At 32.6% G+C, this 23,734-nt stretch carries 23 protein-coding genes and 1 riboswitch; of the genes, 18 read left to right on the plus strand and 5 right to left on the minus strand.

From position 1 onward, the window contains the following. Complete coding sequence (locus CD035_RS03555) at positions 1 to 726, plus strand: GntR family transcriptional regulator (RefSeq protein WP_048542172.1); 726 nt, start codon at positions 1 to 3, stop codon at positions 724 to 726. A 52-nt stretch (positions 727 to 778) separates the two neighbouring features. After that, complete coding sequence (locus CD035_RS03560; RefSeq protein ID WP_048542173.1) at positions 779 to 2,113, plus strand: GntT/GntP/DsdX family permease; 1,335 nt, start codon at positions 779 to 781, stop codon at positions 2,111 to 2,113. A gap of 184 nt (positions 2,114 to 2,297) precedes the next feature. On the opposite strand, the gene folD is transcribed toward CD035_RS03560, so the two are convergent. Further along, on the minus strand, positions 2,298 to 3,155 hold the full coding sequence (folD, locus tag CD035_RS03565; RefSeq protein WP_048542174.1) for a bifunctional methylenetetrahydrofolate dehydrogenase/methenyltetrahydrofolate cyclohydrolase FolD: 858 nt from the start codon (positions 3,153 to 3,155) through the stop codon (positions 2,298 to 2,300). A 206-nt stretch (positions 3,156 to 3,361) separates the two neighbouring features. Here folD and purE point away from each other — a divergent pair, with 206 nt between their 5' ends. From purE to purD, 11 genes are read left to right on the plus strand one after another with little or no spacing between them, the layout of a single operon-like run. Beyond that, positions 3,362 to 3,844: a 5-(carboxyamino)imidazole ribonucleotide mutase gene (gene purE, locus CD035_RS03570; protein ID WP_025905207.1), complete on the plus strand. Its 483-nt coding sequence runs from the start codon at positions 3,362 to 3,364 to the stop codon at positions 3,842 to 3,844. Further along, positions 3,831 to 4,958, plus strand: coding sequence for a 5-(carboxyamino)imidazole ribonucleotide synthase (purK, locus tag CD035_RS03575; RefSeq protein WP_048542176.1), 1,128 nt, complete (start codon positions 3,831 to 3,833; stop codon positions 4,956 to 4,958). The genes purE and purK overlap by 14 nt, the downstream gene beginning before the upstream one ends. Position 4,959: 1 nt before the next feature. Continuing rightward, positions 4,960 to 5,661, plus strand: coding sequence for a phosphoribosylaminoimidazolesuccinocarboxamide synthase (gene purC, locus CD035_RS03580; protein WP_048542178.1), 702 nt, complete (start codon positions 4,960 to 4,962; stop codon positions 5,659 to 5,661). Position 5,662: 1 nt separating this feature from the next. After that, positions 5,663 to 5,923, plus strand: a complete 261-nt coding sequence (purS, locus tag CD035_RS03585) for a phosphoribosylformylglycinamidine synthase subunit PurS (protein ID WP_048542179.1) — start codon at positions 5,663 to 5,665, stop codon at positions 5,921 to 5,923. Beyond that, complete coding sequence (purQ, locus tag CD035_RS03590) at positions 5,923 to 6,594, plus strand: phosphoribosylformylglycinamidine synthase subunit PurQ (protein WP_048542181.1); 672 nt, start codon at positions 5,923 to 5,925, stop codon at positions 6,592 to 6,594. Before purS ends, purQ begins: the two co-directional genes overlap by 1 nt. Continuing rightward, entirely contained in the window at positions 6,587 to 8,776 is a 2,190-nt protein-coding gene (purL, locus tag CD035_RS03595; RefSeq protein ID WP_048542183.1) for a phosphoribosylformylglycinamidine synthase subunit PurL, read from the plus strand. Before purQ ends, purL begins: the two co-directional genes overlap by 8 nt. Continuing rightward, positions 8,755 to 10,251 (plus strand): amidophosphoribosyltransferase, encoded by a 1,497-nt coding sequence (gene purF, locus CD035_RS03600; protein ID WP_048542184.1) that lies wholly within the window; start codon positions 8,755 to 8,757, stop codon positions 10,249 to 10,251. The genes purL and purF overlap by 22 nt, the downstream gene beginning before the upstream one ends. Further along, positions 10,235 to 11,269, plus strand: coding sequence for a phosphoribosylformylglycinamidine cyclo-ligase (gene purM, locus CD035_RS03605; RefSeq protein ID WP_048542188.1), 1,035 nt, complete (start codon positions 10,235 to 10,237; stop codon positions 11,267 to 11,269). The genes purF and purM overlap by 17 nt, the downstream gene beginning before the upstream one ends. Then, positions 11,266 to 11,832: a phosphoribosylglycinamide formyltransferase gene (purN, locus tag CD035_RS03610; protein ID WP_048542190.1), complete on the plus strand. Its 567-nt coding sequence runs from the start codon at positions 11,266 to 11,268 to the stop codon at positions 11,830 to 11,832. Before purM ends, purN begins: the two co-directional genes overlap by 4 nt. A 15-nt stretch (positions 11,833 to 11,847) precedes the next feature. Next, positions 11,848 to 13,326, plus strand: a complete 1,479-nt coding sequence (purH, locus tag CD035_RS03615; protein WP_048542192.1) for a bifunctional phosphoribosylaminoimidazolecarboxamide formyltransferase/IMP cyclohydrolase — start codon at positions 11,848 to 11,850, stop codon at positions 13,324 to 13,326. Positions 13,327 to 13,335: 9 nt separating this feature from the next. Further along, positions 13,336 to 14,589 carry a phosphoribosylamine--glycine ligase gene (gene purD, locus CD035_RS03620; protein ID WP_048542194.1) on the plus strand — a complete coding sequence of 418 codons (1,254 nt, stop codon included), beginning with the start codon at positions 13,336 to 13,338 and terminating at the stop codon, positions 14,587 to 14,589. Positions 14,590 to 14,681: 92 nt separating this feature from the next. Here purD and CD035_RS03625 read toward each other — a convergent pair whose 3' ends face one another. The 4 genes from CD035_RS03625 to CD035_RS14210 form a co-directional block, all read right to left on the minus strand. Next, positions 14,682 to 15,473, minus strand: coding sequence for an energy-coupling factor transporter transmembrane component T family protein (locus CD035_RS03625; RefSeq protein WP_048542195.1), 792 nt, complete (start codon positions 15,471 to 15,473; stop codon positions 14,682 to 14,684). Then, positions 15,463 to 16,866 carry an ABC transporter ATP-binding protein gene (locus CD035_RS03630; RefSeq protein ID WP_048542196.1) on the minus strand — a complete coding sequence of 468 codons (1,404 nt, stop codon included), beginning with the start codon at positions 16,864 to 16,866 and terminating at the stop codon, positions 15,463 to 15,465. Before CD035_RS03630 ends, CD035_RS03625 begins: the two co-directional genes overlap by 11 nt. An 11-nt stretch (positions 16,867 to 16,877) precedes the next feature. Then, positions 16,878 to 17,453: an ECF transporter S component gene (locus tag CD035_RS03635; RefSeq protein ID WP_048542198.1), complete on the minus strand. Its 576-nt coding sequence runs from the start codon at positions 17,451 to 17,453 to the stop codon at positions 16,878 to 16,880. A gap of 91 nt (positions 17,454 to 17,544) precedes the next feature. Continuing rightward, positions 17,545 to 17,649: riboswitch (TPP riboswitch) on the minus strand. A gap of 179 nt (positions 17,650 to 17,828) precedes the next feature. Beyond that, complete coding sequence (locus CD035_RS14210) at positions 17,829 to 17,954, minus strand: hypothetical protein (protein WP_255201038.1); 126 nt, start codon at positions 17,952 to 17,954, stop codon at positions 17,829 to 17,831. Positions 17,955 to 18,101: 147 nt separating this feature from the next. On the opposite strand from CD035_RS14210, the gene auxA reads away from it, so the two are divergent. The 5 genes from auxA to CD035_RS03660 all read left to right on the plus strand — a co-directional run bounded on the left by auxA (position 18,102) and on the right by CD035_RS03660 (position 23,691). Further along, a complete protein-coding gene (auxA, locus tag CD035_RS03640) occupies positions 18,102 to 19,400 on the plus strand; it encodes a lipoteichoic acid stability factor AuxA (protein ID WP_048542200.1) in 1,299 nt (432 codons plus the stop codon). A 347-nt stretch (positions 19,401 to 19,747) separates the two neighbouring features. Next, positions 19,748 to 20,920: a class I SAM-dependent rRNA methyltransferase gene (locus CD035_RS03645; protein WP_048542203.1), complete on the plus strand. Its 1,173-nt coding sequence runs from the start codon at positions 19,748 to 19,750 to the stop codon at positions 20,918 to 20,920. 72 nt (positions 20,921 to 20,992) lie between these two features. Then, the gene (locus CD035_RS03650; protein WP_048542205.1) at positions 20,993 to 21,529 is read left to right on the plus strand and encodes a hypothetical protein; all 537 of its coding nucleotides are present in this window, start codon (positions 20,993 to 20,995) and stop codon (positions 21,527 to 21,529) included. A 153-nt stretch (positions 21,530 to 21,682) separates the two neighbouring features. Beyond that, complete coding sequence (locus CD035_RS03655) at positions 21,683 to 22,774, plus strand: carbohydrate kinase (RefSeq protein WP_048542207.1); 1,092 nt, start codon at positions 21,683 to 21,685, stop codon at positions 22,772 to 22,774. Next, positions 22,774 to 23,691, plus strand: a complete 918-nt coding sequence (locus tag CD035_RS03660; protein WP_048542209.1) for a pseudouridine-5'-phosphate glycosidase — start codon at positions 22,774 to 22,776, stop codon at positions 23,689 to 23,691. Before CD035_RS03655 ends, CD035_RS03660 begins: the two co-directional genes overlap by 1 nt. Positions 23,692 to 23,734: the final 43 nt, after the last annotated feature.

Raw genomic sequence — 23,734 nt, forward strand, 5'->3', positions numbered from 1 at the left:
ATGACGGTACTATCATCAGAAAAAGGACCATTATATTTACAAATTAAGCAAATAATTGAAGATAGAATTATTCATGGTATTTATACTGTTGGAAATAATATCCCTACTGAAACAGATTTTGAAAAAGAATTTAATGTGAGCAAAGTTACGGTAAGGGCAGCAATCAAAGAATTAGTTGCATTAGGTTATTTAGAAAAGAAAAGCGGTAAAGGTACGCGCGTTATTAGTCATAAACCATTTAATAAAGTTACAAAAAATAAAAACTTTACAGAAAAATTGGTTGAAGAAGGTAACGAAATTAAAAAAGTTATTAAAGATATCGCTGTCGTATCCAATTTAAAAAATAGTGAATTATATAACATGTTTGGCGAAAATGCCTACAAAATTACAAGAGTTTACTTATTAAATAATAGACCATATATATTATTCAATCATTATTTACCATATCCACTTCATAGTTTGAATGAATATGAAAAGCAAAAACAAAATAATGATTTGTCTATATATAAAATAATAGAAGAAGCGAATATAGAAATTATCAATACTGAAGATTCATTTTCAGTGAAAAAAGATATTACGGCTTCGGAATATTTAGAACTTGATCCATCTGTATCACTACTTGTTAGAGAACGTCAATCTTTTAATAAAAACAGTGAAACAGTTGAATATAGTATTGGTTACTATAATAGTGATTTGAAAAAGTATAGCATCAGCTTAAACAATTGATGCTTTAACTTTTGTGATTTAATGGTAGCGCTAACATTATAGGGGGAAAATAATGGATTCAAATATATATTTATTAATCATTACGCTACTGTCAATTGTAATTGTTATTTTAGGAGTTGCTTTATGGAAATGGCATGCTTTTATTAGCTTAACTGTTGCTGGATTATTCTTAGCAATAATGGCAGGCTTGTCCCCAGAAAAAATTGTTACTGCTTATGAATCAGGAGTGGGTGATGTCCTTGGTCATTTAGTTGGTATTCTAGCATTAGGGACAATTTTAGGTAAATTAATGTCAGATTCAGGTGCAGGGATGCAAATTTCAGATTATCTTATAAAAGTATTGGGACCTAAGAAATTACCATGGGCGATGATGTTGTCTGGTTTTATTATTGGGATACCCGTATTTTTTGAAGTTGGAATTGTTATTTTATTACCGTTAGTCATATCTATTCACAAGACGACAAAAACAAATATATTATTGATTGCTATTCCTTTATTAGCCGGATTATCAATCGTTCATGGTATTGTACCACCACATCCAGGTGCCATGACAGCTATTGGAATTTATGATGCAGATTTAGGAAAAGTATTATTGTATGCACTCATTATTGCTTTACCAACTGCAATTATAGCTGGACCAATATTTGGTAAATTTATAAGCAAGAGATTAACTCCTGAAAATTCACCAAACATTTTAAAAGTCAATAATGAAACGACGAGTTTACCAAGTGTACCTGTATCATTCTTTATCATCGTACTACCAGTATTGCTAATGCTATTATCAATCATCACACCATATTTAGGTAGTTTACCAAGCTTATTAAGAAACACCTTATTATTTGTTGGTAGCCCTGTCATTGCATTGTTAATTTCATGCTTTGTAGCTTTCTATTTATTAGGATTTAAGCAAGGTATGAATAGAAATACAATCAAAAGATTAGTAGAAGACTGTATTTTACCAATAGGTTCAATCATTCTAATAATAGGAGCAGGCGGAGGATTTAAAGAAATTCTTATTGAAACTGGTGTAGGAGAAACGATTGCTCAAATGACAGAAAATCTATCACTTTCTCCATTACTATTAGCATTTTTAGTTGCAGGTTTAATTAGGGTTGCAACAGGTTCAGCAACCGTTGCATTAACGACAGCAGCTGGCATAGTTTCGCCAATTATTCAAAATTTATCAGGAGTAAATTTAGAGCTGTTAGTAATTGCAACAGGTGCAGGATCATTAATGTTATCGCATGTTAACGATGCAGGCTTTTGGATGGTAAAAGAATATTTAGGACTTAATGTGAAAGAAACTTTCAAGACATGGACCGTAATGGAAACGATGTTATCCGTAGTTGCCTTCTTAATAGCTTTCGCACTAAATAGTATCATATGAGTATTTTAATCGGAAAAAGTAGATGCTAAGATTGTGTTGTTAGGGATAAAATTCTGAGAAATGTCCCTTAATGAGTACCCTCTAATTACCACAATTCAGAATAATGGAAGTTAGCACATTCCATCTTCCACATAAAACAAAAGCGGAACCCGATGACGGTTCCGCTTTTTTCTATATTATCATTTTATTCAAGTCCGTTTTTCCATTTTTCAGCTAATAATGTATTATTCAATACCATAGTGATTGTTAATGGACCGACGCCGCCTGGTACTGGTGTGATTGCACTAGCTACTTCTTTAACGGCTTCGAAATCGACATCACCTTTTAATTTACCATTCTCATCTGGTGTGTTACCTACATCTATAATGACTGCTCCTGGTTTTACTAAGTCTTTTGTAACGAGGTGTACGCGTCCGACTGCACTTACGATTACATCTGATTGTTTTAAAACTTCTTCTGTATTTGTTGATTTTGAATGTAATAGAGTAACTGTTGCATCTTGATCAGTTAATAATTTACTGACTGGTTGACCAACAATATGGCTTCTACCGATTACAGCTACGTTTTTTCCTTTTAAGTCAATATCTGCATGTTTGAGAATTTCCATAATACCTAGTGGGGTACATGGGATAAATGTTCTTTCTCCAGTATATAATCTACCAATATTTATAGGATTAAATCCATCTACATCTTTGTCAGGATTGATTGCTTCTAATACTTTTGCTTCAGAAACTTGTTTTGGAAGTGGAACTTGGACTAATATACCACTTACTGAATCGTCATTATTTAATCTATCGAGTTCAGATAATACTTCTTCTTCAGTAGATGATTCATCCATATGTACAATTTCAGAAATCATACCAATCTTTTCAGCTGCCTTTTTCTTAGAATTAACATAACTCTGACTTGCGCCATCATTACCAACGAGTATAACGGTTAATTTAGGTATGATGTTATGTTCTTTTAACTTTTCTACTTCTGCCTGAAGACCCGCTCTATATGTCTTCGCTATTTCTCTACCGTCTAATATCTTAGCTACCATGAAAATTGCCTCCTATTAATAATCGAACTATTTTGATTGATACAATGAAAATTATGCCCTTAATACGAACATAAATCAAACTTTTTTGTAAAAAATATATAAAATGTTCGTTTTTTCATTGAAAATAGCATGATCAATTGTTATGCTATATCTGTAATATACACAGAAAAGATTAAATATTTCAACTATTTGAAAGGGTGACCTACATGAAAGTGGCAGTTATAATGGGTAGTTCTTCAGATTGGCCAATCATGAAAGAAGCATGTGATATGCTTGAATATTTTAATATCCAATATGAGAAAAAGGTCGTTTCTGCACATCGAACACCATTAGAAATGGTTGACTTTGCTAAAAATGCTACTGATCATAATATAGATATTATTATTGCTGGAGCAGGTGGGGCAGCACATTTGCCAGGAATGGTAGCTTCATTAACAACAGTTCCAGTGATTGGTGTACCTATTGAATCAAAAAGCTTAAAAGGTATGGATTCATTGTTGTCGATAGTACAAATGCCTGGTGGGATACCAGTTGCGACAACTGCAATAGGAAAAGCCGGATCTAAAAATGCTGGTATTTTAGCCGCAAGAATGATTGGTATGACAGATGAAAATGTAAGAAAACAACTCGTTAATTATGAAAAAAGTTTAGTCGATAAAGTGGAGGAAATGCAAAATGACTTATTATAACCTAGAATCAGGTGACATGATAGGTATTGTCGGTGGAGGTCAATTAGGTAAAATGATGGCTCAATCTGCTCAAAGAATGGGATTTCAAGTTGCCGTTTTAGACCCTGACGAAAATTGCCCTGCAAGATTTGTAGCACACCAATTTATAAACGCTGAATTTTCGGATATAGATGCACTCAATCAACTTGGTGACATCTCTAAAGTTGTAACTTATGAATTTGAAAATATAGATGCAGAGCAGTTAGAAAAACTTTCCAACCAATTTAATATTCCTCAAGGGAGCCAAACAGTTGCTTTGTTACAAGATCGCTTAACTGAAAAACAAACATTAGAAAGTGCAAATGTTCAAATTGTACCGTTTTTGGAAGTTAAGTCAACAGAAGACTTGAATGAAGCTATTGAAACAATTGGCTATCCATTTATTATAAAGACACGCTTTGGTGGTTATGACGGTAAAGGTCAGCTTGTCATTCAATCTAAAGAAGATTTAGATGAAGCTAAAAAATTAATTACTGATACACAATGCGTAGTTGAAAAATATCTCCCTCTATATAAAGAAGTATCCATAACAGCTACACGTGATCTATATGATCATACAGTTTATTTTCCATTACAAGAAAATGAACATAGAAACCAAATTTTATATAAGACAGTTGTTCCAGCTAGAGTAGATTTAGAAGCACAAGCAATTCAAGAAGTTCAAAAAATTATGACGAAGTTACACTTTGTAGGAACGTTTACAGTTGAATTTTTTGTAACGGAAGAACATAAACTGTATGTGAATGAAATTGCGCCAAGACCACATAATTCAGGACATTACTCTATCGAAGCATGTGATTACTCACAATTTGATACACATATACTTGCAGTTGCAGGATGGCATTTACCGAAAAAGATTACTTTATTACAACCAGCAATCATGATGAATTTGCTAGGACAAGATGTGTTGAATTTACAAGAATTATTTAGTGAGCATCCTGAATGGCACGTTCATATTTACGGTAAAAAGGTCAATAAAGTAAATCGTAAAATGGGACATATTACAAAATTATCAACAGATTTAAATAAAGATGAAAACCAATTTAATCAATTATTTGAAGGGCGGAACGATTAATATGTCATTACTTTATGAAGGCAAAGCTAAAAGAGTATTCAATACGGAACAAGAAGGTATTTTGAGAATCGAATATAAAGATGAAGTGACGGCTGGAAATGGTGCTAAAAAAGATAAAATGCTTGGAAAAGGTCGTTTAAACAATTTAATCACATCAAAAATATTTGGAATATTGCGACAAAAAGGCGTTGAGAGCCACTTTGTAGAACAAATTTCTGAAACAGAACAACTTGTTAAAGCTGTTGAAATTTTCCCGTTAGAAGTTGTCGTAAGAAATGTTGCAGCAGGCTCAATTTGTAAACGATTAGGTTTTGAAAAAGGACATGAATTTATAGAACCTTTATTAGAACTATTCTATAAGAAAGATGAGTTAAATGATCCACTTATCACTGATGATCACGTGTCATTATTGAATATTGCCTCATCAGAAGAATTAGCAACCATTAAAAAAGAAGCATTAAAAGTAAATAAAGTATTAAGTGAAATTATGGATGACATGAATTTAATACTAGTAGATTACAAAATCGAATTTGGCATAACATCAGGTGGTGAAATTTTATTAGCAGATGAAATTTCTCCAGATACATGCAGAATTTGGGACAAAGAAACAAAAGAAAACTTTGATAAAGATGTATATAGAGAAGATACAGGCTCATTAATCGATACTTATGAAACTTTCTACAAAAAATTGGAGGAACTATAAAATGAAAAAGATTGAATTGCATATTACGTTACAAGGTCAAGTATTAGATACACAAGGACAAGCTTTAAATAGAGCGGTACATGATTTAGGTTATGAACAAGTCAATGATATAAGAGTTGGTAAAGTTATTTACATGACTGTTGATGAAACAGATGATAATTCAATCAAGAATGTCGTTAATACTTTAAGTGAGAAGCTATTTGCCAATACGGTTATTGAAGAATATAGTTTTAAAATCTTAGAAGATAAGGAGAACGCATAATGAAATTAGCTGTATTAGTATTTCCAGGATCTAATTGCGATCGTGATATGTATAATGCTGCTAAACGTTCAGGTGTCGAAGCGGCATATGTAGACTATAGAGAAACTTCTCTTGAAGGTTTTGATGGTGTATTAATACCTGGAGGCTTCTCATTTGGTGATTATTTAAGATCAGGTGCAATGGCACGCGTAGCACCAATTATTAGTGAAGTGAAAAGACTTGCAAGTGAAGGTAAACCAGTACTTGGCGTATGTAATGGATTCCAAATCTTAACAGAGGTTGGTTTGTTACCAGGTGCACTGTTACATAACGACAGTCATTTATTTGTAAGTAGAAATGAATCGTTAACAATCGTGAATAATGAAACGAAATTCACACATCAGTATGAAAAAGATGAAACTGTCATTTATCCTGTTGCGCATGGTGAAGGTCACTATTATTGTACAGATGTATTATACGAAGAACTTGTTAATCATAATCAAATTATTTTAACTTACAATGATAATCCTAATGGTTCATACAAAGATATAGCTGGAATTACGAATAAAGAAGGAAATGTTTGTGGGATGATGCCTCATCCAGAACGTGCCATGGAAACATTACTTGGTTCAGATAGTGGCGTTAAATTATTTCAATCTATGATCGAAAGTTGGAGGGAACAACATGTCTAAGTTTTTAGAACCTAGTATAGAAGAAATTGAAAAAGAATATTTATATAGAGATATGGGTTTAACTGACGAAGAATATCAAAAGGTCGTAAGCATTTTAGGACGCAAACCGAACTTTACTGAAATAGGTATATTCTCGGTAATGTGGAGTGAACATTGCTCATATAAACATTCTAAACCATTTTTAAAACAATTCCCTACTTCTGGTGAACATGTCTTAATGGGTCCAGGTGAAGGTGCTGGTGTTGTAGATATCGGTGATAATCAAGCAGTCGTGTTTAAAGTAGAATCTCATAACCATCCTTCAGCAATTGAACCTTATCAAGGTGCTGCAACAGGTGTTGGCGGTATAATCCGCGATATCGTATCAATCGGAGCAAGACCTATTTCTTTATTAAATAGTTTAAGATTTGGCGAATTATCAAATAAGACAAACCGTAGATTGTTTAGTGGTGTTGTAAAAGGTATCGGTGGTTATGGAAACTGTATCGGTATACCAACAGTAGCAGGTGAGATTGAATTTGATGAAAGATATGATGGTAATCCACTTGTTAATGCAATGTGTGTTGGTATTATAGATCATGACAAAATTCAAAAAGGTACTGCTAAAGGTATTGGAAACCCAGTTATCTATGTTGGATTAAAAACGGGTAGAGACGGTATTCACGGTGCAACTTTTGCATCTGAAGAGCTAAGTGAAGCATCTGAAAGTAAAAGACCTTCTGTACAAATTGGGGATCCATTTGTAGGTAAAAAATTAATGGAAGCAACTTTAGAAGCAATTACTTATCCTGAATTAGTAGGTATTCAAGACATGGGAGCAGCAGGATTAACATCATCTTCTTCTGAAATGGCAGCTAAAGGTGAAAGTGGTATTCATCTGCATTTAGAGAAAGTACCAACAAGAGAAAAAGGCATCTCACCATATGAAATGATGCTTTCAGAAACACAAGAGCGTATGTTATTAGTAGTTGAAAAAGGTACAGAACAAAAATTCTTAGATTTGTTTGAACATCATGAATTAGATTCTGCCGTAATAGGTGAAGTAACGGATACAAATAGATTTGTCTTATCTTATGAAGATGAAATATACGCTGATATTCCTGTGGAACCGTTAGCTGATGAAGCACCCGTTTATATTCTTGAAGGTGAAGCAAAAGAATTTGATCAAAATGATAATCAATATGATGAAATCAATGTTGAAGAAGTTTTCCAGAAATTAATCAATCATCCAACAATTGCATCTAAGCATTATGCATATGACCAATATGACCAACAAGTTGGTGCCAATACAATTATCAAGCCAGGTATTAGTGCTGGAGTTGTGAGAGTGGAAGGTACAAATAAAGCTATTGCTTCTACTATAGATGGAGAAGCGAGATATGTTTATAACAATCCATATGAAGGTGGAAAAATGGTTGTTGCAGAAGCATATAGAAATTTAATTTCTGTAGGTGCTAAACCATTAGCAATGACGGATTGTTTAAACTATGGTTCTCCTGAGAAGAAAGATATTTATCAACAACTTGCAGATTCTACTAAAGGAATGGCAGAAGCTTGTGAGGCTTTAAATACACCTGTCGTATCAGGTAATGTTTCTTTATACAATGAAACAAAAGGGACATCAATTTTCCCTACACCTGTAGTCGGTATGGTTGGTTTAATTGAAGATGTCACGTATTTAAATGATTATCAACCACAAGTAAATGATCGTGTATTTGTAGTCGGAGAAACAAAAGATGACTTTGGTGGTAGTCAGATTGAAAAGTTAATATTTAAAGAAGTTAATCATGAACCAAGTTCAATTGATTTATCAGTAGAAGTAAAACGTGGAGAACAAATTAAAGATGCAATACGTTCAGGCAAAATTTCACACACGCAAGCTGTTGGTAAAGGTGGTCTTGCTATTGGACTTGCAAAAATAGCTACACACTTTAACTTAGGATTAGATGTGACTTTACCAGTAACAAATGCTCAATTATTTAGTGAAACTCAAGGTAGATATATTGTTGTCGTTAAAGAAGGACAATCTATAGATATTGATGATGCCGTTGAAATAGGTCGTGTTACTGATAATGTTCAATTTACGATTAAAAATGATGCTGCTCAAATTAAATACAATGTATCTGATTTGAATGAGCAATTGAAAGGGGCAATAGCTCAATGCATGAAATCAAGAGTTTAAATGAAGAATGCGGCGTATTTGGTATATGGAATCATCCAGAATCTGCACAACTCACATATATGGGTCTTCATAGTTTACAACATAGAGGTCAAGAAGGTGCAGGAATTGTAACTTCAAACGGTTTCAAGTTAAAAGGTGAAAGAGGATTAGGTTTATTATCTGATGCCATTACGGATACACAATTAGAAGATTTTAAAAGGAATCAACATGCAATAGGGCATGTAAGATATGCAACTTCAGGCAACAAAGGAATTGAAAATATTCAACCATTTTTATATCACTTTTATGATATGAGTGTTGGTGTTTGCCACAATGGTAATTTAGTCAATGCGCAAAGCTTAAGAAAAGAATTAGAACAAGAAGGTGCAATTTTCCATTCTTCTTCTGATACGGAAGTGATTATGCACCTTATAAGAAGAAGTAAAGCGCCTACTTTCGAAGAAGCATTGAAAGAAAGTTTGAATACAGTTAAAGGTGGTTTCACATTTGCATTATTAACAAAAGATGCATTATATGGCGCTGTTGACCCAAATGCAATAAGACCATTAGCTGTAGGTAGAATGAAGACGGGTGCTTATATTATTGCTAGTGAGACATGTGCAATTGATGTACTCGGTGCAGAGTTTGTAAGAGATATTCATGCAGGCGAATATATTGTCATAAATGATGATGGTATAAGAGTTGAATCGTACACAACGGAAACAACGACTGCGATTTCAGCGATGGAGTACATTTACTTTGCAAGACCGGACTCCACAATTGCTGGTAAGAACGTTCATGCAGTTCGCAAAGCATCAGGGAAAAAATTAGCTCAAGAAAGTCCGGCTTTAAATGCTGATATGGTAATCGGTGTACCAAACTCTTCACTTTCAGCAGCATCTGGTTTTGCAGAAGAAAGTCATTTACCTTATGAAATGGGTCTTGTAAAAAATCAATATGTCGCTCGAACATTTATCCAACCGACACAGGAATTAAGAGAACAAGGTGTACGCGTGAAATTATCAGCTGTAAAAGATATCGTACATGGTAAAAATATCGTGCTTGTTGATGATTCTATTGTGAGAGGAACTACGAGTAAACGTATCGTTAGAATGTTAAAAGACGCTGGAGCAAATGAAGTGCACGTACGTATCGCATCACCAGAATTCATGTTTCCAAGTTTCTATGGTATCGATGTGTCGACATCTGCTGAGCTAATTTCTGCACATAAATCACCTGAAGAAATTAGAGATTATATTGGTGCAGATTCACTTGCATATTTATCAGTTGATGGCTTAATACGATCAATAGGGTTAGATAAAGACGTACCTTATCGTGGACTATGTGTAGAAAGCTTTACTGGTGACTATCCAGCAGGTCTTTATGACTATGAAGAAAGATATTATCAAAACTTAAGTCCACGTCAAAAAGCTTATTTAGCTAGTAATAAACAATACTTTGATAAAGAGGGTAATCTTAATGTCGAAAGCATATAAAGCATCTGGTGTAGATATTGAAGCTGGTTATGAAGCGGTCAATAGAATGAAGTCACATGTTCAAAGCACGATGAGAAAGGAAGTACTAGGTGGTTTAGGCGGCTTTGGTGCTGCATTTGATCTGTCACAATTAAATATGAAGAAACCAGTTCTTGTTTCTGGAACAGATGGTGTTGGTACAAAGCTTAAACTTGCAATTGATTATAACAAACATGACACAATTGGTATCGATGCCGTTGCGATGTGTGTGAATGATATTTTAACGACTGGTGCAGAACCTTTGTATTTCCTTGATTATATTGCGACGAATAAAGTAAATCCTGAAACGATTGAAGCGATTGTTTCAGGTGTATCTGTCGGTTGTAAAGAAACGAACTGTGCATTAATTGGCGGAGAAACTGCAGAAATGGGCGAAATGTACCATCAAGGAGAATATGATATCGCAGGATTTTGTGTTGGCGCTGTTGAAAAAGATGACTATATAGATGGCAGTGAAGTTGATGAAGGTGACGTCATAATTGGTATTACATCAAGTGGTATACATTCAAACGGCTACAGTTTAGTTAGAAACTTAATTAAAGAAAGTCAAATTAACTTAAATGATGCATTTGATGATGAGAGAACGTATTTAGAAACTTTTCTTGAACCAACAAAGTTATATGTTAAACCTGTTCTTGCCGTATTAGATAAAGTAAAAGTTAAAGGTATGTCACACATTACTGGCGGAGGATTTATTGAAAATATTCCAAGAGCTATTCCAGAAAATAAAGATGCACATATCGATGTTCAATCATATGAAGTACCACAAATATTCCATTGGTTAAAAGAGCAAGGAAAGATTGAAGCACAGGAAATGTATAATGTGTTTAATATGGGCATTGGCTTTGTACTTATCGTCAATAAAGAAGATGCACAAGAAACTTTAGATATCTTGAAAGCAAAAAATGAAGAAGCATATGTAATAGGTGAAATTTCAAACGGAACAGGTCAGGTCAAATTGACGGGGGTTCAATCATGATTAAAATAGCAGTATTTGCATCAGGAAATGGATCGAACTTTGAGAAAATAATGGAAAATATCGAAGCAGGTTATTTAGACCATATAGAGGTAACAGCATTGTATACAGATAACCCTAATGCTTTTTGCATAGAAAGAGCAAGACGATTTAATTTACCAGTTTATATCATTGATCCAAGAACTTACGATAGTAAAAAAGAATATGAAGAAGCACTACTCACAAGATTAGCTCAAGATCGTGTAAGTTGGGTTATTTTAGCAGGATATATGAAAATCGTTGGTCCTACATTATTAAAACAATATGAAGGTAAAATGTTGAATATTCATCCATCAATATTACCAAGTTTTCCTGGTAAGGACGCTGTTGGGCAAGCATTAGATTACGGTGTACGTGTTACAGGAGCAACTGTTCATTACGTTGATAGTGGTATGGATACTGGCGAAATCATCGATCAATTAAGCTGTAAAGTATATCCAGATGATACGAGAGAGACATTACAATTAAGAATACAGAACTTAGAATACGAACTATATCCACGTGTTATGAAAGAAATTATTCAATAAAGGAGTCTTTACAAAATGAAGAATGCAATATTAAGTGTGTCAGATAAAACAAATATAGAAGATTTCGCAAGCAAATTAATAGAAAATGATTATAAAATCTTTTCAACTGGTGGTACTAAAAAGGCACTTGAAAATGCTGGGATTGAAGTATATTCAGTTTCAGAGTTAACAAACTTTCCAGAAATAATGGATGGAAGAGTCAAAACTTTACATCCAGGTGTACATGGAGGGATTCTTGCAAATCGTTCTATTCCTGAACATTTAACAGCATTAAAAGAACAAGACATCGACTTAATTGATTTAGTAGTCGTAAATTTATATCCATTTAAAGAAACTGTCAAGAAAGAAGATGTAACAGAAGATGAAGCAATTGAAAACATCGATATCGGTGGACCAACTATGTTACGTGCAGCAGCAAAGAACTTCAAATTTGTTACAACAGTCGTAGATCCTGCTGATTATAACGAAGTCATTGAACGTATTGCTTCTGACAAACTTGATGAAAATTATCGTAAATCATTAATGGTTAAAGTATTTAAACATACAAATGATTATGACAATGCGATTGTTGAATTTTTTGGAAATACGTCAGAAACATTAAGATATGGTGAAAACCCTCAACAAAATGCTACTTTTGTAAAGACTTCAAATGAACCAAATACATTAGCTAGCGCTAAACAATTACATGGTAAAGCTTTAAGCTTTAATAACATTAAAGATGCTGATGCAACTTTATCACTTATTAAAAAGTTTGAACAACCTGCAGCTGTTGCAGTGAAACATATGAACCCATGTGGTGTTGGTGTAGGCGCATCAATTGAAGAAGCGTACGATTATGCATATGAAGCAGATTCACAATCTATTTTTGGTGGTATTGTCGCTTTAAATAGACCCGTTACAAAGGAATTAGCTGAAAAATTACATTCTATTTTCTTGGAAGTCATTATTGCGCCAAGCTATGACAAAGAAGCTTTAGAAGTCTTAACAGCGAAGAAGAATATTAGATTACTAGAAATTGATATGACTGAAACGCAAGACGAGCAAGAATTCGTATCCGTATCAGGTGGATATTTAGTTCAAGATAAAGATAATGCAACATTAACGCGTGAAGAAATGAAAGTCGTTACAGATGTTGAACCAACTGAAGCACAATGGAAAGCGTTAGAACTTGGATGGAAAGTTGTCCGCTCAGTTAAAAGTAATGCTATTGTACTAGCAAACGATCACCAAACTGTTGGTGTAGGTGCTGGACAAATGAATAGAGTTGGCTCTGCAAAAATAGCAATTGATCGTGCAATTGAAATGAATGAAAATGTAGCATTAGCCTCAGATGGATTTTTCCCAATGGGTGACACTGTAGAAACAGCAGCAAAAGCAGGTATTAAAACAATTATCCAACCAGGTGGGTCAATTAAAGATCAAGATTCAATAGATATGGCAAATAAATATGGAATCAGTATGGTATTTACTGGTATGAGACACTTTAAACATTAGGAGGTCAATATGAAAGTACTTGTTATAGGATCAGGTGGAAGAGAACATGCGTTAGCTCAAAAATGTCAATCGTCTAAATTAGTAAATGAAGTCTTCGTCATTCCGGGTAATGATGCAATGGAAGAAGTTGCGACAATTGTATCGGATATTCAAGAAAATGATCATTTAGCTATAAAATCTTTTGTAGAACAAAACAATATTGAATGGGTAATAATTGGACCTGAACAACCTTTAATAGATGGTTTAACAGATGTATTAGAGGAAACAAATGCTAAAGTCTTCGGACCAAATAAAGAAGCAGCACAATTAGAAGGTTCTAAAGAATTTGCGAAAAAGATTATGGAAAAGTATCATATTCCAACTGCAGAATATAAGACAATCACAACAAAAGAAGAAGCAATCAATTATGTTGAGCAGTGCAAAATACCTATTGTACTTAAAAAAGATGGACTTGCAGCCGGTAAAGGTGTAATCGTTGCTTTAACACGTGAAGAAGCAAGGGAAGGCGTAGAAACTTTATATCAAACACCTCATGAAAAAGTAGTATTCGAAGAGTTTCTTGATGGAGAAGAATATTCAGTTATGACATTTGTGAATCAATCATATGCAGTTCCATTTGATTGTATCGCCCAAGATCATAAACGTGCATTCGATGGTGATAAAGGTCCAAATACAGGTGGTATGGGCGCATACTGTCCGGTACCACATATTACGGATGATGTATTGGAAGAAACGAATCAAAAAATCGCACAACCTATTGCGGATGCTTTAGTGAGTGAAGGCATTAACTATTTTGGTTTGATTTATATTGGCGCAATTTTAACAAAAGAAGGACCAAAAGTAATTGAATTTAATGCAAGATTCGGTGATCCAGAGGCACAAGTATTATTGACTAAATTAGATTCTGATTTTATTGAAATATTAAACAAGGTGTATCATAAAGAACCCATAACATTAGAATGGAAAGATGAAAGTGTTGTTGGTGTCGTATTAGCATCTAAAGGATATCCAGGTGATTATGATAAAGGATATTCAGTTGAAGGTTTAGAGCATGTAGATCAATATTTTGTGAGTGCTTTGAAGAAGAATTCAGCAGGCAAGTATGAAAATAACGGTGGACGTGTCATGATAGTTATCGGTACGGGTGATAATATTGAAACGGCTCAAAAACATGCATATGAACAAGTCAAACATATTAAAAGTGAACAATTATTCTATAGAAATGATATTGGGCATAAAGCATTAAAAGCATATAAATTATAATTAAAGGCTGAGACAACAAAGTTTGTCTCAGCCTTTTCATTGCGCTATATTTCATTCTTTTAGGGAAAGGTATGGTCAAATATAACGCAATGTTATCGAATATCTGAAATGTGTGTTATAGGTAAATAAATATTTAATAAATATGCAACAGCAACGAGTGCAATCGTCATTAAAATGAAATATAAATCATTTTTAGTGAAAGGTACCTTATAATAGAAAGTTCTTTTGCCGTTTGTGAATCCTTTTGCTTCCATTGCAACAGCTAACCTATGAGATTTTCTTATACTTTGACTTAACGTTGGAATGAGCAAATGGTGTATCCATTTTAAGGCTTTGCGGTTACTTTTATCTATAACTGCATAACGCATCTTTAAAGCTTGTCTTAACTGCATAAAAGAGCTAAACATAAGAGGTATCATGCGTATAGAAGCCATGAAAGCATATGCAATTTTAGGTTTGACTTTTAAATGTTGCATGAAACTATAAAACACATAAATGATTTGTGAAGTAAATGGTATAACCATGCCGTAAAACGAAATAACAAGTGTACGCATGGTTACGTGAATACCTCTTAAAAAGCTTTCTTCAGTAATATGAATAATGCCGAACTTGAAAATTGTTTCGCTTCCTTCACCATAGAAAATCATAAATAAGGAAGAAGTGAGTCCGAAAAATAAAGTGATTACAATGACGATTAATAGTGGTAACCATCTCACACCGCTCATGATGATTAAATAAAGGAACATAATAATCGTTAAATAGAGCATGAAATCAAATTGATGAATAAATATCGCATAGAAAAATAGAGCGATACCTAATATAAGTTTCGTTAGAATATTGACATCATCAATAAATGTAGAGTATTTCTTCCAATTAGTTAACATGAGATTCACCACCGCTTACATGTAATTGCTCGTCTTTGATCGTCAATCTTCTAGTAGCATAACGATTAATGATCTCATTTTCATGTGTAATCATTAAGATAGTTTGACCATTTTGTACACGCTCATGAAATAATTTGATGAGTTCAAAGGTGTTGTGACTGTCTAAACCGAATGTTGGTTCATCCAGTAAAATAATTTCAGAATTTGTACTTAATGCAGTTGCGACACTTAATCTTTTTTTCTGTCCTATTGATAATTCAAAAGGGTGTTGGTCTTTCACATGATTAAGTTTTAATAACGTCAACATGTCTTGAGTCTTGTCATGAGCTGTCTGTTTATCTTGATAAGCATAATTGATAAATATTTCATGATAAACAGATGTTTCGATGAATTGTAATTCTGGATTTTGATAAACGAAATACATATGTTTAGAAGCATCTTTTACTTTTTTGATGTGTTTATTCTTATAAAGTATTTGACCATTATATTTAATGAGCTGCATCATCGTTTCTAAAAATGTTGTCTTACCTGTTCCATTTGGTCCAGTTATTGTAAGCCATTCGCCACTTGAAATCGTTAATTCATCTATACTAAATAGTTTTTTGGAGCCACGTAGTACATCTAACTGCTCTATATTTAACAACGGATTGTGCTCAGTAGTCTGTTTAGTTAATTTTGGGGCATATCGCCATGAGTTAGGATGCCATACACCGTATTCATTTAATATGTCTGTATGATGATCTAATATATCTTGAGGTGTACTATCATGTGTGATTTCACCATTTTCATTCATCACGATGACTCTATCAACATAATTCCAAATATAATCAACTTTATGTTCCACGATTACAACGGTTTGATTTGTCCAATGCTCCATAATCAAATCCCATAGTTGAGTCGTTGATTGATGATCAAGCATTGCTGTCGGTTCATCAAGAAATAACGTATTTGTATCTTGTAATAATATAGAAGCAATCGCTAATTTTTGTTTCATACCACCACTTAAACGATTGATTTTTAGTGAAGGATCAGCATTTAAATTTACCTGTTTCATGGCATTTTTTATAAATCCGTCCATTTTATCAGGTTCGATGTTCATATTCTCAAGCACAAATGCTAATTCTTCTTTAATCTCAGGCATACAAAACTGCGTATCTGGATCTTGGAAAATAACACCCGGAAGTGAATCGATATTGATTGAATCTACTTTCATCGGTATGTCCATCGATCTCGGTATAATACCGCTTAATATATTTAATAATGTACTTTTACCAGATCCACTTGGACCTAGTAACAGAACTTTTTCTTTATCATTAATATTGATGTTTAAATTTTTAAATATAATGCGTTCATCATCAGGATACTTTAGTCTTAAATTTTTTAGTGATAACAATTGAATAACTCCTATAATAAGTCATAATCTTTTTTAGATGCTGGTCTGAACAATTTCGTAACACCAGTTTGGTCAAGTGCTTTTACAATTGCATAGCCTAATGCACCCGCAACGATTGCACCACTTAAAATTCTAATCGTAAACATTAAAATAACATTCCATAAAGCAACGTCACCTAAGTAATTATAGAACCAATCAATTGGTAACGTAATAATACCTGCAGCCATTCCAGCTATTACTGCAACTGATAATTTTCTTGATTGATATCGAACAGCTAGGAAGATGATTTCACAAGCTAAACCTTGTAATAATGCATATATAAATGTTGGAATATCGAATTGCCCCATTACAATTGTTTCTCCAGCGCCAGCAGCAAATTCAGCAAGAATGGCAACACCAGGCTTTTGAATAATTAAATAAGTGACAATTGCTGCAATAAACCATACACCATATACAGATTGTTCTAAGTGTAGACCAAGTGGTTTTAAAATTTCATAAGGTATCCATAAGAACTTATAAATGATTGCAAACAAAGCACCAATTAATACAGTTACTAAAATATCTGATAACGTTAATCTTTTTGACATGTTAAATTCTCCTTTTATATAAAAAAATGTGCACTCCTATATCTAAATAGAAGCGCACAAAAATATTGTTATCATTTAAAAATGAATATTATATGATTTACGAACACTTTCCTACGCTAGTATCATCTAGATCAGGTACAAAGGGTTCAGACCTTTTCATGTCTGTCTCAGTTTCAAAACACCCCTAGTGCATTTATTAATTTGTTATCCATAAGATAAGTCTTATTAATCTTTTTGTCAATAGTAAATCATAAAAATAAAATTAATTTCTTAAATAAATGATTTGTAAGTCATTAAAATAAATTCAAAATAAAATCGGGAGCGAAATCGCAAATTGTGATTTCGCTCCCGACTAGGCACGATAATGAAATTTATTTATTCGAATGTGTCTTGTATATTTTCTTTTGTTTCATCTTGACCTTTGTTGTTGTCTTGCTTATTTTCTTGTTCTTTTTTCTTAGCTTTTTCTGCTTCTTCTTTATGCTTATCATTATGAGTCATAATAACACTCCTTTAAAATTTATGATATTATTATATACCCAACTACATATAAGTTTTAAACTTCTTGCTAGTACTTGGGACTGATTTTCAATATAATTAAAGACAATTGAAAATGAAACAATTATAATGTTCAATGAGGTGAAGAACATGGCTATAAAGAAAAAAAGCTGGGAAGTTCATTTTAGTCGAATTATAGGTATATTTATTTTGATTACTGGATTACTTATACTTTTTAATGCACCACGTATTAAAGATTATAATATCAAGGATTCAAGTAATATCCATATCAATAATATTTGGGACTTTTTTGTAGCTTTTTTTGATGAATTAGTAAGAATATTACACCATTATATCGGTAACTTTCCAGTTATCGCAGCAATTATAGTATTGCTATTTGGTGTGTTTGTATTATTAGTAGGACGTACTTTAAGAAGAACGACGCATTACGATTATGATATTTCTATATTTTATATCGGACTCACAATTATTTTAATGATTGTTATTATGATGACCATGTTCCAAGTATATAGTTTTGCATCTTTCTTATTTATTATTCCATTTGCAATTCATGTGGGATATGTCGTTTATAAAAATGAACTGAATCCAATGCATCGGAAGAAACATTATTTATGGATTATTATTTCATATGGATTATGTTATTTCATTTCACAATTTGCAATGAACCATAATATCGATACTCAAAATGTAAAACCTATAGACGTTATGAGTGTAAACTTATTCTTCATACTGTTATGGTGTCTGAGTCAAATGTCAGTATGGATTAGTTTATATTTAAGAAGATCATTACCAGTAAGTGATGAAGACATTGAACAATTTCATGAAGAAAGATATTCAAGAGTTAAAAATAATCGCTTAACAAGAAAAATATATACTTTAGCAGAAGGTTTTTACCAAAAATTACAGAATTTCAAACAGGCTACTTTAGAAAAATTCAATTCTGAAGAGGCAATCGCTAAAAGAAAACGACGTAATGAAAAATGGAAAGAGATTATTAAAATCGAAGAAGACGATATTCCAAGATGGATGAGAAGACCGAAATGGTTAAAGAAAAGTTATATAGAATGGATAAGTACTGTAGTTTTATTCTTATTTACATTTATAGAGTTTAATAACCGTAATGGTTTATTCTTATCAGGTGAATGGAAATTATCTCAAATTCAATACGTTTTTGAATGGTTAACATTATTTATTTTGATGTTATTGATTATCTTATATGCATACTTCAATTACACGACAAATTATAAGAATAAAAATAATTTTGGTAAGTTGTTTGTCATTTCAGCATTATTCTTTGAAATTGCAACGACATTCTTTGTATCAGCAATTCAAACTTCACAATTTTCCGTGTTTATCACACCAATTTCATTTTTACTATTATTATTTGTGACACCTGCATTTATCATTCACTTGAAAAAATCATTTTAATATCATACACAAGATAGTTAGACACTTTATTGAGCAATATGCGCTTAATAAAGTGTCTTTTATTTTATAATTTACGCGAGCAATTGCTGTATTTAAAAGTTTAAATATGTAATAAGTAAACTATTTTAATGAATTTATTCAAAAAATGTATTGCGTGGAATAATCTTATCCTTTATACTAACTTTAGTAAGCGTTTACATATAAGGGGATCAAAACTTTCTGGGGGAAATTTTGATTAATAAAATTCGGTTAACAGAGTATTCTAAAGGGGAATACTCTGTTTTTTGGTGTTTTCAATAATATACGTTATAATATGTGAGACATTTCGAAAGGATGGCTAATATATAATGAAACAATTAATGCTCAAAAAAGGAAAAGAAGATAAATATTTAAGAGGATATCCTCTAGTTGAAAAAGACGACGTTTTTGATATGCCTAATATGGATGAAGGTGAATTAGTCGCACTTGTTGATGCGGGTAAAAGATTTATTGCAACTGCATATTATGGTGAACAAAATAAAGGTATAGGCTGGGTATTATCATTAGACTCAACTGAAAAGATTGATCATAACTTTTTTGTAAAGTTATTTGATGAAGCAAAAAATGATAGAGCATATTATGAAAATGTAGATGGTATCAATGCATATAGATTATTTAATGCTGAAGGTGATGGAATTGGTGGACTGACAATTGATCATTATGACGGTCATTTATTAGTTCAATGGTACTCAGTAGGCATATATCGATTGAAAGATAGAATATTACCTGCAATTAAAGAAGTCTTTGATTATAAATCAATTTTTGAAAAAAGAAGATTTAAAGGCATGGAAACAGCGTCAGACTTCGTAACGGGTGAAGCACCAGAATTTCCGTATGTCATTGAAGAAAACCATATGTTCTATAATATTAATCTTGATGATGGACCTATGACAGGTATTTTCTTAGATCAAAAAGATGTTAGAAAAAAGTTAAGAGATCACTATAGTCAAGATAAAGATATATTAAATCTATTTAGTTATACTGGTGCATTTTCAGTTGCAGCAAGTGAAAATGCTCGATCAACTACAAGTGTGGATTTAGCTAATAGAGCTAGACCATTAACTGAAGCAAACTTTGGTTTAAATACAATGGATCTTAATCAGAACCACATATTTATTATGGATGTATTTGATTATTTCAAATATGCTTTAAGACATGGTTTAAGTTATGACGTTGTCGTTATTGATCCACCAAGTTTCGCACGTAATAAGAAAAAGACTTTTAGTGTTCAGAAAAACTATCCTGAATTAATTGAAGGTGCATTAGAATTATTAAACGAGAATGGTAACTTAGTGTTAAGTACAAATTCAAGTGCTTTCCCACAAAAAGCATTCAAAAAAATGATAAATCAAACATTAGATCAATTAGGTGTTGATTATACAATCTCTGATGTAATGGGATTACCAAAAGACTTCAAGAGTCATCCTCACTATAAACCAAGTAAATACTTGAAAGTCGTATTCGTACAAATAAATGGTTAAAATTTCCTAGTTCGGGTATATATTATTATAATAATGATTGAATATAATCGAACTGTGAGGAGAATGGAAACAATGGGAATTTTCGATAAAATTACGACAAAAGCAGGCAATAAAGCATTTGGTATACAAGAAATAAAGAAGCGTTCTGAATTACCAACTTCACAAGAAGAATTGTTAGAACGTAGAAAAAAAGCTAAAGAAATTATTCATAAGAAGTCATTAATGTCTTCAGCTGCAAATGTAGTACCAATCCCAGGACTTGGTGTTGGTATGGATATTAAATTAATGGGCGATATCATTGAAGATATTAATAAAATTTATGGATTAAGTCATAAGCAAGTAAATAAAATGCAAGATGATCTAAAACAAAAAGTTTTAACATCAGCTGCAATGAGAGGTAGCCAGTTTATAGGTCAAAAAGTAACGAATGCAATGGTAAAAGTTATTTTTAGATCAGTCGTAAAAAGAGAAGCGGCAAAACAATCAAGATGGGTGCCATTAGTTGGACAAGCAGTTGCTGGCTCAATTAGTTATTATTTAATGAAAAAAATGGGCGAAGATCACATTAAAAAATGTGAAACAGTCATTCAAGACTTTATAGGTGAATAAAATTTTGATACGAAGCTAAGGCATTTTGTAATGTCTTAGCTTCTTTTTGTGTAATTTTTTTATGTTATATTTGCAATTATTCTGAAAACGCTTTATAATTAAAAATGTAAACTAAAGTTTGAAAAATAAACAAATGTTTGCGAGGTGAATTCAATGAATGAAAACGAAAAATTAATTCTTAACTTAATAAAAGAAAATCCTTTTATATCCCAACAAGAGTTATCAGATAAAGTTGGTTTGTCTAGACCTGCAGTTGCAAATATTATTTCAGGTTTAGTTAAGAAAGAATATGTTCAAGGGAAAGCATATGTATTAAATGAACAAAATCCAATTGTTTGTATTGGTGGGGCTAACATAGATAGGAAATTTCATATTACAGACGAATTAGTAAAAGGTACTTCAAATCCAGTTACCTCTGAAACTTCTATTGGTGGTGTTGCTAGAAATGTTGCTGAGAATTTAGGACGTATCGGTGAAGATGTTCTGTTATTAACAACTTCAGGTAATGATGCAGAGTGGCAACATATTTCAGATTTATCATCACCATTTATGAATGTGGATTATGTAGAGAAAATCTCTAGCGAATCAACGGGAAGTTATACAGCATTGTTAGATCAACATGGCAGTATGACGATGGGATTTGCAGATATGTCAGTATATGACAAAATTACGCCGGAGTTTATGATTAAGAACACATACTTACTTAATAAATCTAAATGTATTATTGCAGATTTAAACTGTCCTAAAGAGACGATAGAGTTTTTATGTTCATACGCTGAGAAGAAAAAGATTAAATTAGTCTTGATTGCAGTATCTGGACCTAAAATGAATCGTCTACCTCATAACTTACATGCGGTTGATTGGCTCATATTAAATAAAGATGAAGTTGAATCTTTCGTAGGTAAAGATGCACAAACAGAAGCGGAATTAATTCAATACATTGGTGAAATTAGATCACTTGGTGTGAAGAACTTAGTTGTGACATCAGGTAAAGATAAAATTATTTATGATGGTGATGAAGGACAACGTCAATTTGAAGTTAAAAAAGTAGATAATGTCGTTGATGTAACAGGTGCTGGTGATGCTTTTACGTCAGGTTTAATTTATGGATGGTTGAAATCATTTGAAATCGACAAAATTATTGATTTGGCAAAAGCAAATGCATCTAAAACAATTCAAACAGCTTATACAGTGAGACAAGATTTAGATAAAAAACAATTAATTAAGGACATGGAGGCTTTATAATGGAAAACTATATTCAATTTTCAGAAGAAGTAGAAAAAGCAAAAGAGGAAGGTAAAGCAATTGTTGCTTTAGAATCTACAATTATTTCACATGGTATGCCTTATCCTCAAAACGTAGAAATGGCACAAAAAGTAGAACAAATTGTAAGAGATAATGGTGGGGTACCAGCAACAATCGCAATTATTGATGGAAAGATTAAAATTGGATTGAGCGAAGATGAATTAGAATTATTAGCAAGTGCAGAAAATGTATCAAAAGTTTCTAGAAGAGATATCGCTGAAATATTAGCAACTAAGAAAATTGGTGCAACAACAGTGGCTTCAACAATGATTTGTGCGCAATTAGCAGACATTAAATTCTTTGTTACTGGTGGTATCGGTGGTGTTCATAAAGGTGCTGAGCATACAATGGATATTTCTGCAGACTTAGATGAACTTTCTAAAACGAAAGTAGCTGTCATTTGTGCTGGTGCTAAATCAATTCTAGACTTAGACAAAACATTAGAATATTTAGAAACAAAAGGAGTACCTGTAGTTGGATATCAAACTGATGAACTGCCAGCATTCTTTACAAGAGAAAGTGGTCTTAAATTAAATACAAGAATTGATGAAGTAAGTACAATTGCGAAACTAGCAGAAGTGCAATGGGATTTAGGTTTAGAAACAGGTATTGTTGTAGCTAACCCAGTTCCAGAAGAGGATCAACTAGAACCAAGTTTCATCAATGGTATTATTGACAAAGCAGTTGCTAAAGCTGAAGAAGAAGGTATTCATGGTAAAGATTCTACACCATTCCTATTAGGTGAAATCGTTAAGCAATCTGAAGGTAAATCATTAGAAACAAATATTAAACTTGTTGAGCATAACGCTAAAATTGGTACACAAATAGCAGTTGAATATACGAACCTTCAAAATTAAAGAATAATCAGCTCAAATAATTGCATACTTATGTAATATGATT

The organism is Mammaliicoccus sciuri (assembly GCF_002901825.1).
Classification (GTDB): Bacteria; Bacillota; Bacilli; order Staphylococcales; family Staphylococcaceae; genus Mammaliicoccus; species Mammaliicoccus sciuri.